Here is a 12,844-nt window from a genome sequence, read left to right as displayed (position 1 = left end):
CGCCGGCATGTCAGCCGGCGCCTTTCACGTTTTCTGCCCGGCCGTTGGCCGGAAATGGCCCGTCAGGCCGCTGACCCGACCAGGGCAGGGTGCTGGGCTTCCGCCTCGAGATCGTCGGGCACAGGGCCCCAGACAAAGGCGGAAAAGCGCGGCGCCACATCCCCCTGGCCGCCATCGGCGACAACGATCCCGAGGGGTTCCTTGGACTCGGGCTTGATGAGCATCGTCTTGGTTCGCATGGGTGGCCCTCCACCCGAAAAAGAGTCGGCCGACGTCACGCGAAGTCGGCATTCACTCCCGTATATAGCAGGGTGGATGCCAGTCGGCGGAATCGTTCCAACCGATTGCTTATCAAGGACTTGCAGGATTGCCGGCGCGTCTCGCGGCCTTTGCTGTGTCCCGCCGACACGTCACAAAAGCAAAAGCGCGTGTCGGTGTGACACGCGCTTGGCCCGGTTCCGCGAACTTTGTGATCGACCGCCAGCGGCTAGGCGACCGCCGCGGCCTTCCGCGCGAGGAAGGTTTCCTTGAACGGCGAGCTCCGGTCGATCGAGATCGTCCAGCCGCGATAGCGGGTCTGGAGCTCCTCCATCATCGCCGGCGCATCGCCCTGCCGCGGCTCGGTCCCGGCGACGATCGTCTCCACGAGGTGCACGCCCCCGTCAACCGTGGCACTCTGGAGCACCTCGATGACCCGGGCGCGGTCCTGGGCATCGAGCCCGGCGAAGGCCGCCGGCGTGCACACCACCGCATGCAGCGCCACGTCGGGCGCCCAGGCGCCCAGATCGCTGCAGTAGCCCCGCACCCGCTCGGTCAGGCCTGCGGCATGGGCCGCCCGGACAACGCGCTCCACGGCGTCTTCCTCGGGCTCCACGGCGGTCACGGCAGCCCCACGCGCCGCCAGATAGAGCGCCGGCCCCTCCTGCTCCGCACCGGCCACCAGCACGTGCCCATCAGAATCGGCGAGCGCGCGAACAAAGGCGGCGTTCGGGTCGATCCCCCAGTGCTCCGGCTTGCGGTATTCCTCGAGCGCCTTGAGGCGGCGCCGCTTCCAGGTCGCGAACGTGGGCAGCCGGAGGCGCTTCGCGATAATCCGGTCCACCTCGTCGCACACGAGGAGCTCGGTGAGCCCGATCTGGTCGGACGCCATGAGCGCCGCGACCGCCTCGTCACCGATTTTCAGGAGCGCGCCGCGCGACACCGAGTCTTTGTAGTGCTCGATCTCGCTCTCGACGTAGAGCTCGTATTCGTACTTGAGGGACCGGGGCGAACTGATAGGAATAGCCCTCGAGGCCTTGTGGAAGATTGTGGACAACTTACGCCCACCGGCGATTCGCGCAAGACCCCACTTTTGTGATTCACGGACCACTAAGTGACGGATTGGACCATGTTTGGCGCATCGGCACCGCGAGCCGCCCGGTGGGGTTCCGATCGGCATGCCGGAACTTCCCGAAGTCGAATTCGCTGCCGGTCGGCTCCGCCAAGCGGTGCTGGGGCACACCATCGACCGCGCCGAGGCGCTGCACCCCTCGCAGCGGCGACACCTGCCCCCGGCGGCGGCGCGGGCGCTCGCCGGCCAGCGGATCGAGCGGGTGGACCGCCGGGCCAAGGTGCAGCTCATTCACCTGACCGACGGCAGCGTGCTGGAAGTGCACTTCCGGCTCAACGGCGACTGGGAGTTCACGACTCTCGACGAGCCACCTCCGCGGCATGAACGGGTCCGTCTGACCACCCGGGAAGGGGTGCGAGTGAGCCTCGTGGATTCGCGCGCCCTCTGCGTGCTCACGCGCCATGCACCGGGCACGTTCGCCGGTGTGGAGGCCGGGCCCGAGCCCCTCGCTGACACGTTCACCGCCGAGGTGCTGCGCGCGGCGCTGCGCACGCGGCGTGCGCCCATCAAGCCCGTGCTGCTCGATCAGCATGTGGTCGCGGGCGTCGGCAACATCTACGCGTCGGAAGCGCTGTGGGAAGCGCGGATCCATCCGGCGACGCCAGCCAACACGCTGTCGGCGGCGCGGGTGGCACGCCTGCGCGATGCGATCGTGGAGGTCCTGCGCACCGCGCCAACGGGGCGCTACTGGGAGCGGACGACCGCCGATGGCACGCCGGTGCGGGAGAGCGAGATCTGGCGCGTGTATGGCCGCACGGGCGACCCGTGCCGGCGCTGCGGATCAGCCGTTCGCGATGTTCTGCAGGCGGGCCGACGCAGCTACTGGTGCGCTCGGTGCCAGCGCCGGTGAGCGCAGCACATCCACCGGCACGAGGACGCGTGGTGGCGTGACCTCGCGCTCCACGCGGCGACGCACGACGCGCGTGAACAGCGCGTACGTCTCGCTCGCGGTGCGCGACCACGAGTACTGCGCGGCCTGCGTGATGCTACGCGTGCGCAACTCGTCGCGCAGTGCGGCATGCACGAGCAACCGCTGCATCTCGGTGGTGAAACCGGTGGCGTCGTTCCATGTCACCTGCAGCGCCGCGCCGCCCACCACCTCGGCGAGCGAACTGCCCGCGGCGCAGATCACGGGCGTGCCCACGCGCATCGCTTCCACGACGGGCAGGCCGAAGCCTTCGTAGCACGACGGAAAGACCAGCGCGGTCGCCCGTCGATAGAGTGTCGCCAGCTGCGTCTCGCTCACGAAGCCCACATGGCGGAGCCACGGGACCTTGCCGAGAAGCGCCTTGGTTTCGCGCGAGAGCGACGGGCCGCACTGCACGAGCGGCACGCGATGGCCATTCGCCCACAGCTGCTCCATCGCGCGATACAGCGTGCACAGATTCTTGCGGCCGTCCTGGGCCCCCACGTACAGAAAGTACGCGCCGTGCACACCGGCGTCGTCGAGCGGTGTCGTATCGTCGGCGCTGGCGAGCGGCAGATCATCGGCCGCCAGCAGCGTCACGGTGATGTGAAACGGGTCGACGCCCAGATGATGCATCATCTCGCGGCGGCTGAACGCGGAGTCGGTGACGATGGCATCGGCCATGGCCACGGTGCGCTCGTAGCGGCGGCGATACTTGGCGCGCTTGTAGAACTTCCACCAGCGCCCGTCCACCTGGAGCATGGGGGCGAGGTCGTGAATGGTCACGACGCGTGCGGCGTGCTCGGCGGGCTCGGTGATGAAGTTCCAGGCATACCACGCCACATCGGCGCGCGTGTCGCGGAGTTCATCGATGGGGGCCACCTCGGCGCGCGCATCGAGCGTGGGATGCAGCGTGCGCAGGAGGGCACGCAGGGGCGCCTCATCGGCCAGGCTGCCGGTGTAGAACGTGAAGCGCAGCGACGGGTGCTGCGTGGCGAGTTCGCGCACCACGTTGCGCACATAGCGGGCAATGCCCCGCTTCTCCTGCACGAGACGCGTCGCCTCAATGGCGAGATGACGCACAGCCGTTGTTGTCGAGCCTGAATACACGGCGGTCTCCGGAGAAGGGACGCATGACACGTGGTGATCTGACGACACCGTCACAGAAGCACCACCCTACGCGCGCACCGTGCGCCGCATCACACTCACGTCAGTCCATCGCCTCCAGCACGGCGCCCTTGAGATACCCGGTCTCGGGGATGCCGATGATTTCTGGATGATCGAGGGGCTGGCCGGTGAATGCCCGCAACGCCAGGCGGCGGCCACTGTCGGCCGCGGCTTCCTGCAGCACATCGAAGAAGTGCCCGCGCGACAAATGGAAACTGCACGAGGCTGAGAACAAAAGCCCGCCGGGCGTTAAGAGTTTCATCGCCTGGAGGTTGATGTCCTTGTAGCCGCGCAGCGCCCCGTCGAGGGCGGCTTTCGTCTTGGCGAACGCGGGGGGATCCACCACGATCGTGTCGAAGCGCCGCCCGGCTTTGTACCACGCGCGGAGGATGTCGAAGGCATCACCTTCCACAGGCTCGATATTGGAAAGCCCGTTCATTTTGGCGTGTTCATCCACGCGCGCCAGCGCCGGGGCACTCACATCGAGCGCGTAGACATGCTCGGCGTGTCGAGCCAGATGCAGCGCGAACGAGCCGTGATACGCGAAGCAATCCAGCGCCTGCCCGCGGGCCATGCTGCCGATCAGGACGCGGTTCTCCCGCTGATCCAGAAAGGCCCCCGTCTTCTGGCCCTCCCACGGGGCCGCGAGATAGCGCACGCCGTGCTCGAGCACTTCCACCACCTTCGGGACATCGCCGTAGAGCAGCGTGACTTCGCGCGGCAGCCCCTCGCGGGCCCGCGCGGCCGGATCGTTGCGCGCCAGGATGCCCGTGCAGCCGGTCAGGTCGCGCAGCGCTGAGACAATCACGTCGGTGTGCGCATCGAGGCCCGCCGACAGCAGCTGCACGACCAACGCATCGCCATAGCGGTCCACCACCAGCGAGGGTAGCCCGTCGCCTTCGCCATGCACGAGGCGATACGCGTTGGCCTCGGCGGCGAGCGGGGCCCGGCGTGTGATCGCGGTCTGCAGGCGTTCGCGCCACCACCCGGCGTCGATCGTGCGCGCCGCGTCGCGTTCAATGTGGCGCAGGGAGATCTCGGAGCGGGGGCTCCACAGGGCCCAGCCGAGTGGCGCGCCGGCCGGGTCTTCCACCCGCACGACGCCAGCCGGCCCGCTGGGGCGGCGTTCCACATCGCTCTTGAAGATCCAGGGATGGCCACGACGCAGACGCTGGGCGCCGCGTCGTGACACGATGGCGGTGCCCACGGAGGTGTCAGACATGTCGTGCCGGTTCGAGATACTGATCGAGCCCACGCTCGGCGCGCACGACGCGGGTGCGTCGCGCCTCGGCGAGCCGCGCGTCATTGCGGTCCCACGCGTGCCGTGAGGCGGGCTGGTGCCACAGGTGATACGCCACCGCGGCGAACTTGAGATTGCGGCGTATCACGCCGGCATGACCGAGTCGCAGGGTGAGATCGCTGTCTTCGCGACCCCAGCCTTCGTAGGCTTCGTCGTAGCCGTTCACGCGCACGAGATCGTCGCGCCAGAAGGCGATGTGACAGCCACGAATGCGCTCGACGGTATCGCGGGTGCCGCCGCTCAAGGGCGCGAGCCACGGCAGGTGCAGTGCATTCACGCGTCGCTCCACGCCGCGGGTCAGCGGCGAGAGTGCCACGTGGTCGCCGCGCAGGAGCCGCGCCGTGAGGGCGGCATCGCAGAGGGCGCGCGATCCCTGCACGAAGGTGCCCCGTCGGGCGTAGGCGAGATGGGCGGCGACCGTGGCCGGGTGAAGCAGAATGTCGCCGTCGATCTGCAGGATGTACTCGCCGCGCGCGCGGGCGATGGCCTGATTGCGGATCGCGCCGGCGCGAAAGCCACGGTCTTCGTGCCAGCAGTGGACGAGCGGCACGGGAAACGACGCCGCCTCGCGGGCGATGAGGCCGGCGGTGGCCGGCCCCGAGCCGTCATCGGCGATGAGCACTTCGAGCGGCCGCACCGTTTGCGCGCGCAGGTGCTGGAGCACCAGCGCCAGTGCTTCGGGCCAGTTGTAGGTGGCCACGAGCACGGAGAGGCTCGGCGTCATGCGCGCGGGCTCACGGCGTCGACTTCTTGCGCGCGTCGGCCTTGATGGCGCGAATGGCCTTGGTGTGCGCGTCGAAGGTGGTGGTGAATTCGTGGCCGCCGTCGCCCTTGGCCACGAAGTACAGATACGGCACCTCGGCCGGCGTGAGCGCGGCCGCGATGCTCGCTTCTCCCGGCGAGGCGATCGGGCCCGGCGGGAGGCCCGCGTTCTTGTAGGTGTTGTACTTGGAATCGACCTCAAGATCCTTGTACAACACGCGCGCGACGTGCTTGGGGAGCGCGTACTGCACCGTGGGATCGGCCTGCAGCCGCATCCCCTTCTTCACCCGGTTCCAGTACACCGCGGCAATGATGGGGCGCTCTTCGGGCTTGCGCGCTTCCTTCTCGACGATCGCCGCCATCGTCATCGCGGTGTGCCGCGAGATGTTCAGCGCCTTGAGGCGCGCATCCCACTCGGGCTTCCACACGTCGATGAACCGTTCGACCATGGCATTGATCGCGTCGCGCGCGGTCGTGCCGTCGGTGAAGCTGTACGTCGCGGGGAAGAGATACCCTTCGAGCGTGGGCGTGGGGATCTCGAGTTCCTTGCGCCAGGCGCTGTCGGCGACCGCGGCTTCGACCGAGTCTTCGGGGACATCGAGTGCCTTGGCGAGCGCCGGCACGATGTCGCGCAGGTCGAAGCCTTCGGGAATGACCACGGTGCGCATGATGCCACGCCCGGTGACGAGCGCGTCGAGCACATCGCGATAGCCGGCCCCGGCCGCGAACTGATACGTGCCGGGCTTGATGGCGGTCGCACTGCCACTGAAGGACGCGTACCAGCGGAAGAGGCGCGTGGAGCCGATCACCTCGTGCGCCTTGAGCGAATCCGCGGCGGCCTTCATGCTCGCGCCCTTGGGGATGATCACCCGGGCGGGCGTATCGGTGGGGTTGGCGCTGCCGCCGATCTCGCGAAACGCCCACGCGCCCAGCACCACCGCCGCTGCGGTGGCGGCCAGAGTGAAGAGGCGGGTGTTGGAGCGTTTGCGGGGCATGCGGTGAAGAGCGGGTGAGATGATGAGACCGTGCCAGCTCTGCGGAGGGGCGGAGCGCCGGGGCAACGGAGTTCTTCAATGTGTAGTTCTCTGTTGCCCCGTTGCTCCGCCTCTCCGCATGGCAGGTACTACAAACTCGTGTCTGGCACTGGCCTGTCCGAAGGCGGTAACACCGGCTCCCCGAGCACCACGCCCTGCGAGGACGCCCGCAACACGCTCTCGAGCAACACGCACGCCGCCATGGCGTCGACGTCGCCTTTGCGGCCGCGGGTGCTGCCGCCTTGTTCGCGGATGCTGCGGAGGGCCGAGGAGGTCGTGAAGCGTTCGTCCACCAAACGCACCGGGAGGGGTTGGCGTTCGGCAAGCTTGGCGGCGACCTCGCGGACCTCGCGGGTGCGGTCGGTTTCGGCGCCGGCGGGGTCGAGGGGGAGACCGAAGATGTAGCCGGTGGCGCCGAGGGCGTCGGCCTGCCGCATCAGCTCGGCGAGGGGCGGACGCTTCCCGGCGCGGCGGGCGATGATCCCCACCGGCGAGGCGAGCATGCCCAGTTCGTCGCTCACGGCGAGGCCAATGCGCTTGTCGCCCCAGTCCACGGCGAGCAGGCGCCCTGCCGTCGTGGTCACGCTTCCGTCATCTGTTCGAAGAACTCGACGTTGTTCTTCGCGCGCTCCATGCGCTTGAGCAGGAAGAGCATTGCTTCATCGCTCGGCATGTCGGCCAGGAAGGTGCGCAGCAGGAAGACCCGCTGCTGTTCCTTCTGCGTCAGCAACAGCTCTTCGCGGCGCGTTCCCGACTTGTTGATGTCGATGGCGGGGAAGATGCGCTTTTCGGCGAGCTTGCGATCGAGGACCAGCTCCATGTTGCCGGTGCCCTTGAACTCCTCGAAGATCAGCTCGTCCATGCGCGAGTTGGTCTCGATGAGCGCGGTGGCCACGATCGTGAGGGAGCCGCCTTCGACCAGATTGCGCGCGGCGCCGAAGAACGCCTTGGGCTTCTGCATGGCGGTGGCTTCCATACCGCCCGACATGAGCTTGCCGCCCTGCGGGGCCACGGCGTTGTGGGCGCGCGCGAGGCGCGTAATGGAGTCGAGCAGAATCACGACGTCCTTGCCCGACTCGACCATGCGCTTGGCCTTTTCGATGACCATGTCGGCCACCTGCACATGGCGCTCGGCCTTTTCGTCGAACGTCGAGCAGATCACCTCGGCGCCCGGGCAGTTGGCCTGCATGTCGGTGACTTCTTCGGGGCGCTCGTCGATGAGCAGCACGATGACGGTCACCTCGGGGTGGTTCTCGAGGATCGCGTTGGCGAGCTGCTGGAGCAGGATCGTCTTGCCCCCCTTGGGCGGCGCGACGATGAGGGCGCGCTGGCCCTTGCCGAGGGGCGCGATGATGTCGCACACGCGGGTGGCGACTTCGCCATTCTTCCGTTCGAGGTGGAGGCGCTCGTCGGGGTACTTGGCGGTCAGGTTGTCGAAGGCGCTACGCAATTTGGACTGCTCGGGGTCACCACCGTTGATGCGCTCCACCTTGAGGAGCGCGAGGTACCGTTCCCATTCCTTGGGGGGGCGGACTTCGCCCATCACCGTGTCGCCGGTGCGGAGGTCGAAGCGCTTCACCTGGGAGGGGGAGACGTAGATGTCGTCGGGGCCGTGCAGGTAGTTGAAGTCCTGCGCCCGCAGAAAGCCGTAGCCTTCGGGGAGGACTTCGAGGACGCCTTCGCCGTAGAGCGTCGTTTCGGCGTCGAGCAGGGCCTGCTCGATCCGGAAGATGAGCTCCTGTTTCTTGAGGCCGTTGACGCTGGTGAGTTGCAACGACTCGGCCAGGGCCAGCAGTTCAGGAACAGTTTTCCGCTTGAGCTCGGCGACGTGCACTAGGCGAATTTGCGAGGGGCCAATGCGGCCGGGCCATGATGGCTCAACCGTGGGGCCTGGCTGTAATGGCACAGCCATGCGCGCGGCAGGACTCGAACCTGCGACCTTCTGCTCCGGAGGCAGACGCTCTATCCAACTGAGCTACGCGCGCAATGCGGCCAGTCCGGGGCAGAAGCTGCCGCGGCGATCCGCCTGACGGGCACAACGCCCCGGGGGGCGCCACCAACGTCAGACGGGGCAAGCTAACCGGGCGGGGGGGCGGGCGGCAAGGAAATGATCCGAGGCTCGGTGAAATGGCGACACATCGGGCTGCAAGGGCGCCTATGGTGGGCCGTTACCGATCTTGCCAGTGTCACGTGTGGCGTGACATACTCTCGGCGGCCTATCTGCCTCTGCTGGCAGGACGGCCAGGCTCATGACGTCGAGCTGTGTGACTACCACTATCAAGACCGTGGGCGGAACCTGAGATGAGCTTTCCCAACAACCGCCCGCTCAAGCGGCGACCGACGCATCCCGGTGAGTTCCTCCGCGAGTTGTTCCTCCCCGACTATGGCTTGAGCGCCGCTCAGCTCGCCGCAGCGCTGGGGGTCTCGCGCCAGTCCACCACTGAGCTGCTCCGCGAGCGGCGCGCCTGCTCGGCGGAGATGGCGCTCCGGCTATCGCGGTTCTTCGGCAATTCGGCGGATTTCTGGCTGAATGCCCAGCGGGCCGTGGACCTCTGGGATGCCCAGCAGGCCATCAAGGACGACCTGGCCCGGATCAAGCCGATCGCCGCCGCCTAGCGGCTAGTCGCCCAACACGGGCTCAGCTGCGGCGTCGCGCGCCGCCGCACCGGGTGCCGCGCGCGCGGCCCGAACCTGCTCACGGAAGGCCCGGGCGGCCGCGGCCAGCGCGCCTTGCGCCCGGAGCTCCGCAATGCCGGCGCCGGCGTAGCGGCGGACGGTGTTGGCGAGCACGCCGCCGTCGCCGAAGTCGAGTTGGCCGGCCACCGAATCGAGGGTGTGCCCGGGTTGCTCGAGCAGCGCGACCGCCACGAAGACCCGGCACCAGGTGAGGAAGGCCCGGGTGGGTGGGAGCCCGGCTTCAACGAGGCGATTGTGCAGGGTGCGCCGCGAAATGCCGAACGTCGCCGCGAGCTGGTCGCGATCGAGCCGGTCGTTCACGTGCTCCAGGACGTACTCGAAGACGGGCGTGAGGCGGGGCGGGATGAGATCGCCCACCGCCTGCGCGATGGCCACCGCCACGGTGCGCTGCAGCGCCGCGCCAATCGCGCGGACCAGGGCGCTCGGCAGGTGCTCGGCGTCGCCGCGCAGGACATCGATGACGCGCAAGGCCGCCAGCTCGAGGAGCAGGGCGGTGGGCAGCTCGCGCAGATCGGCCCACGCGACCACGGGGTGCGCGGGAAAGTGTGCCTGCAGCTGCCGAATGGCGCGGCACTGATCGGCCGCGGTCGCGCGCCGGACTTCCACCACGGCCAGCGACACCGCGCCGTCGGCCACGAGAGCCACGAGCTGCTCGATCGATGCACACTCGGCCACCTGTGCTCGCCCACGCGCCGCCTCGCGCAAGCGCGGGGCGGCATCGGCCGACGAAGCAAGCAACCCGATCGTGAACGCAGCGTGCACGCAGAAGACTCAGGAAACGGGCGGCGTCGCCCCAAGAAAAAACTCGTTGCCCACCATGAATAGCGTTTGCCCATGGTGATGCGGTATCGGCAGCCGGTGAGCGGCATCGTGAGCCAACCCCTCACCGGAGTCTCTCACGATGCTGCGTCGCCGTCTGCTGCTGCTGGCCCTCGTCGTTACTGCGCCTCTCGTTGCCGCCTGCTACATGCCCACCGCCGCCGATGATCCGAACAGCGGTGGCACCGCCAGCGATACGACGCATCGTGATAGTAAGCCGTGGGGCTGACAGTCGGCGCTACGCGAGCATGGCGAACCGCTCGATGGCCTCGGAGACTTCCGTCGAGCTGACGGAAAGCGGCGCCACGGCCTCGAGCGGACGCGCCTCGCGCCACCGCGCTGCGAGCGCATCGGCCGCAAAGGTGTACTCGTGGTACCCAAAGCGGGCCGCGAGTTCGCGGGCGCGGGTTAGCGCCGCCTCGGCCTGCGCCTGCTCGCCGATCAGCTGCTGTGCTTCGGCGAGATGCAGATACGTCATGGTCGCGGTGTATAGCGCATCGCCGCGGGCCACCTCCTGTTCGATCTCCGCCGCACGTTGCGCCACGTCGCGGCGCTGGCCGAGCGCGGCGGCGGCGCGCACATCGCCCCCCAGGGTGGCGAGTCGCTGGCTTGTGTGCACGCGGCTGTCGAGCACGATGCGGAACCCCGCCCGTGCCTGGGAGGGAAACCCGGCCTTGAGTGCGACCAGACTGAGTTCGCTCAGGGCGCCCGCTCGCGCGTCGGCGTCATCGGTGCTGGCATCGTAGATCGTCCACCCTAGCACGAGCGCTTCGCCCAGGTCATTGCGGGTCACGGCGAGCGACATGAGCCCCTGCAGCGCCTGTCGATATGCGCCGCCGCCCGGCACCGCCAGCCGCAAGGCTTCGCGATACTGCTCGGCGGCGGCGGGCAGGTTGCCGCGCATGTCGGCCACGAGCGCGAGCCCGATATGGCCACGCGCGGCGATCGGCGGTTCCCTTAGATGAAGGGCCCTCGCAATGGCCGCCGCGTACGCGTCCTCGGCCGCCTCGAGGGCATTCATCTGCCGGGCGATGCGCCCGAGGTGGAGCGTGGCCAGCGCGTGCCCGGTGGCATCGGTGCGTGCGGTGAGCCGACAGACTGCTGATACGGTGGTGAGCGCCAGCTCGAAGCAGCCGTGCTGCTCCATCTCCTCGGCGAGCACGCGCAGGCGCTCGGCGGTCATGCCGAGCGCGGTGTCGGGAGGCGCGGCGCCATCGTGCACCATGGTGGGGCGGGTGTGTACGGCGCGCAGCAGGGCGTCCCGCTCGAGGAGCCCATCCAGGGTGGCCGGCACGTCGGTGAGCGCGCCGTACCGGGCGGCGAGTTCACACGACAGCTGCGCGGCCGCGACCCAGGTGGCGAGGGTCGCGTCGAGATCGACCCGGCGCCCCTGCGCACTGGTCGCGTCGGCCTGCAGCGCGTCGAGCGGTGCGAGTGGTTTCCGCATGTAAGGAAAGAGTTCAGGAGAGCATTACTGCGCAATCATTGAAGGGGGCATGATTGCAGTCATCCCAGAACCCGCCGGCCAATGGCGGCCGGACGGGACGGGTCCATCGTGTGGTGGAAACTGAAAAAGTGCCTAGTCACCATGGGCAAAAGGTGGTCATGGTGGGCAACGGGTTGTCCCAGCAATCGGGAGTAAGGATGCGCATGAGATGGTGGGGGGCGCTGGTCGGTGGCCTCGCGATCGGCGGGACGGCGGCGGCGCAGCCGATCGTGACGGTGGGCGCGCCGCTGTATCAGACGGCCGCCGAGTTCACCGATGTGAGTACGGTCCGTTTGTTTGGTGACGGGTCGATGCTGGTGGCGGACCCGGGGGCGCGGGAATTCGTGCGGGTGACGGGGCGCGGGCGCGAGCGGACCGTGCTTGGGCGTCACGGGAGCGGGCCGGGGGAATACGAGTCGGCGCAGCACCTCATCGCGATGCCGAATGGACTCACCGCGCTCATCGACCCGCCGCAGAATCGGTGGATGCTGTTCGATTCCACCGGGGCCTTTCAACGCACGCGCGTCTTTGGTCCAAGCGAACATGTGCTCAGGTACGCCGAGTATGCGGATGCGCGCGGCAACGCGTACGGGCTTGGCTTTCCGGCGCCGCCGCCGGCGAAACCAGAGCGCGCGTTGATGCGCTGGACGGCAGCCACGGGGCGCCTGGATACGCTCGCCGTCGTTGCGGGCGCCGATATGGTGGCTTCGCCAATGCCCGCCGGCCCGAGCGGCCGTCCAGCGGGCGTGGCGTATTTCTTCGTCCCGTTCGCTCCACAGGATGCGTGGGCGGTTGGCCCCGATGGCAGTCTGGTGGTGGCGCGCGCCGAAAGCGAACGGCTAGAATGGCGCGATGCGAATGGTCGCATCACCGCCACGACCCGTCTGCCGGCGGTCGCGCGCTTCCCAGTGAGCGACAGTGCGCGCTCAGTGGAGACGCGCGCCGCGGTCCGCGAGAAGATCCCACGGTGGCAACCCCTGTGGACTGAGAATGGGCTGCGCGTGCCGCGCCCAGGCACAGCCTGGCTCCGCCGAACCCGAGCGCCGGGCGAGCCGTTCACGGAGTATCTCGAGCTGGCCCCGTCGGGCACTTCGCGGCGCATTCGATTTCCCGGTCGCTCCCGGATCGTGGGGTACACGGGGAACCGGGTGGTGGTCGCGCGACGGACCGAGGATGACCTGCAGCAGCTGGAGGTGTACGTGATTCCCGGATTCGAGACCGCTGCGTCGAAATGATGTCGCATGGCCGCCCACGCCGTGCTATCCTAGCGCAGACGACCCAC

The 12,844-nt window shown here is 68.4% G+C and carries 14 protein-coding genes and 1 tRNA gene; 4 read left to right on the top strand and 11 right to left on the bottom strand.

Annotated features, from left to right (window positions below; genetic code table 11):
• Positions 1–62 precede the first annotated feature (62 nt).
• Together K2R93_09210 and K2R93_09205 are read right to left on the bottom strand one after the other, a co-directional pair.
• Positions 63–239: a hypothetical protein gene (locus tag K2R93_09210; GenBank protein ID MBY0490002.1), complete on the bottom strand. Its 177-nt coding sequence runs from the start codon at positions 237–239 to the stop codon at positions 63–65.
• A gap of 248 nt (positions 240–487) precedes the next feature.
• Positions 488–1,315, bottom strand: coding sequence for a hypothetical protein (locus tag K2R93_09205; protein MBY0490001.1), 828 nt, complete (start codon positions 1,313–1,315; stop codon positions 488–490).
• Between the two features lie 121 nt (positions 1,316–1,436).
• On the opposite strand from K2R93_09205, the gene mutM reads away from it, so the two are divergent.
• A complete protein-coding gene (mutM, locus tag K2R93_09200; protein MBY0490000.1) occupies positions 1,437–2,240 on the top strand; it encodes a bifunctional DNA-formamidopyrimidine glycosylase/DNA-(apurinic or apyrimidinic site) lyase in 804 nt (267 codons plus the stop codon).
• On the opposite strand, the gene K2R93_09195 is transcribed toward mutM, so the two are convergent.
• The 7 genes from K2R93_09195 to K2R93_09165 all read right to left on the bottom strand — a co-directional run bounded on the left by K2R93_09195 (position 2,172) and on the right by K2R93_09165 (position 8,545).
• Positions 2,172–3,380, bottom strand: coding sequence for a glycosyltransferase family 4 protein (locus tag K2R93_09195; GenBank protein ID MBY0489999.1), 1,209 nt, complete (start codon positions 3,378–3,380; stop codon positions 2,172–2,174). The two genes, mutM and K2R93_09195, sit on opposite strands and share 69 nt — an antisense overlap.
• A 127-nt stretch (positions 3,381–3,507) precedes the next feature.
• Positions 3,508–4,686, bottom strand: a complete 1,179-nt coding sequence (locus K2R93_09190; protein MBY0489998.1) for a class I SAM-dependent rRNA methyltransferase — start codon at positions 4,684–4,686, stop codon at positions 3,508–3,510.
• On the bottom strand, positions 4,679–5,488 hold the full coding sequence (locus K2R93_09185; protein ID MBY0489997.1) for a glycosyltransferase family 2 protein: 810 nt from the start codon (positions 5,486–5,488) through the stop codon (positions 4,679–4,681). The genes K2R93_09190 and K2R93_09185 overlap by 8 nt, the downstream gene beginning before the upstream one ends.
• 10 nt (positions 5,489–5,498) lie before the next feature.
• On the bottom strand, positions 5,499–6,521 hold the full coding sequence (gene mltG, locus K2R93_09180) for an endolytic transglycosylase MltG (GenBank protein MBY0489996.1): 1,023 nt from the start codon (positions 6,519–6,521) through the stop codon (positions 5,499–5,501).
• 128 nt (positions 6,522–6,649) lie between these two features.
• On the bottom strand, positions 6,650–7,144 hold the full coding sequence (gene ruvX, locus K2R93_09175) for a Holliday junction resolvase RuvX (protein MBY0489995.1): 495 nt from the start codon (positions 7,142–7,144) through the stop codon (positions 6,650–6,652).
• Complete coding sequence (gene rho, locus K2R93_09170; protein MBY0489994.1) at positions 7,141–8,394, bottom strand: transcription termination factor Rho; 1,254 nt, start codon at positions 8,392–8,394, stop codon at positions 7,141–7,143. Before rho ends, ruvX begins: the two co-directional genes overlap by 4 nt.
• Positions 8,395–8,471: 77 nt before the next feature.
• Positions 8,472–8,545, bottom strand: a tRNA-Arg gene (locus tag K2R93_09165).
• A gap of 316 nt (positions 8,546–8,861) precedes the next feature.
• Here K2R93_09165 and K2R93_09160 point away from each other — a divergent pair.
• Positions 8,862–9,176 carry a HigA family addiction module antidote protein gene (locus K2R93_09160; GenBank protein ID MBY0489993.1) on the top strand — a complete coding sequence of 105 codons (315 nt, stop codon included), beginning with the start codon at positions 8,862–8,864 and terminating at the stop codon, positions 9,174–9,176.
• A 3-nt stretch (positions 9,177–9,179) separates the two neighbouring features.
• Here the strand turns inward: K2R93_09160 and K2R93_09155 are convergent, their stop codons facing one another.
• Positions 9,180–10,019, bottom strand: a complete 840-nt coding sequence (locus K2R93_09155) for an AraC family transcriptional regulator (protein ID MBY0489992.1) — start codon at positions 10,017–10,019, stop codon at positions 9,180–9,182.
• Between the two features lie 139 nt (positions 10,020–10,158).
• Here K2R93_09155 and K2R93_09150 point away from each other — a divergent pair, with 139 nt between their 5' ends.
• Positions 10,159–10,305, top strand: a complete 147-nt coding sequence (locus tag K2R93_09150) for a hypothetical protein (protein ID MBY0489991.1) — start codon at positions 10,159–10,161, stop codon at positions 10,303–10,305.
• Positions 10,306–10,314: 9 nt separating this feature from the next.
• Here K2R93_09150 and K2R93_09145 read toward each other — a convergent pair whose 3' ends face one another.
• Positions 10,315–11,523 carry a hypothetical protein gene (locus K2R93_09145; GenBank protein MBY0489990.1) on the bottom strand — a complete coding sequence of 403 codons (1,209 nt, stop codon included), beginning with the start codon at positions 11,521–11,523 and terminating at the stop codon, positions 10,315–10,317.
• Between the two features lie 203 nt (positions 11,524–11,726).
• On the opposite strand from K2R93_09145, the gene K2R93_09140 reads away from it, so the two are divergent.
• Positions 11,727–12,797 carry a hypothetical protein gene (locus K2R93_09140; GenBank protein ID MBY0489989.1) on the top strand — a complete coding sequence of 357 codons (1,071 nt, stop codon included), beginning with the start codon at positions 11,727–11,729 and terminating at the stop codon, positions 12,795–12,797.
• Positions 12,798–12,844 lie beyond the last annotated feature (47 nt).

It is taken from the genome of Gemmatimonadaceae bacterium, from assembly GCA_019752115.1.
Lineage (GTDB): Bacteria > Gemmatimonadota > Gemmatimonadetes > Gemmatimonadales > Gemmatimonadaceae > Gemmatimonas.
Note: the sequence above shows the minus strand (reverse complement) of the source record. Positions and strands in the feature narration are given on the sequence as shown.

Coding starts and splice junctions, on each gene's coding strand:
- K2R93_09190 (MBY0489998.1), bottom strand. CDS start 4,686: ATGTCTGACACCTCCGTGGGCACCGCCATCGTGTCACGACGCGGCGCC.
- K2R93_09150 (MBY0489991.1), top strand. CDS start 10,159: ATGCTGCGTCGCCGTCTGCTGCTGCTGGCCCTCGTCGTTACTGCGCCT.
- K2R93_09185 (MBY0489997.1), bottom strand. CDS start 5,488: ATGACGCCGAGCCTCTCCGTGCTCGTGGCCACCTACAACTGGCCCGAA.
- mltG (MBY0489996.1), bottom strand. CDS start 6,521: ATGCCCCGCAAACGCTCCAACACCCGCCTCTTCACTCTGGCCGCCACC.
- K2R93_09160 (MBY0489993.1), top strand. CDS start 8,862: ATGAGCTTTCCCAACAACCGCCCGCTCAAGCGGCGACCGACGCATCCC.
- K2R93_09145 (MBY0489990.1), bottom strand. CDS start 11,523: ATGCGGAAACCACTCGCACCGCTCGACGCGCTGCAGGCCGACGCGACC.
- mutM (MBY0490000.1), top strand. CDS start 1,437: ATGCCGGAACTTCCCGAAGTCGAATTCGCTGCCGGTCGGCTCCGCCAA.
- K2R93_09140 (MBY0489989.1), top strand. CDS start 11,727: ATGAGATGGTGGGGGGCGCTGGTCGGTGGCCTCGCGATCGGCGGGACG.
- K2R93_09210 (MBY0490002.1), bottom strand. CDS start 239: ATGCGAACCAAGACGATGCTCATCAAGCCCGAGTCCAAGGAACCCCTC.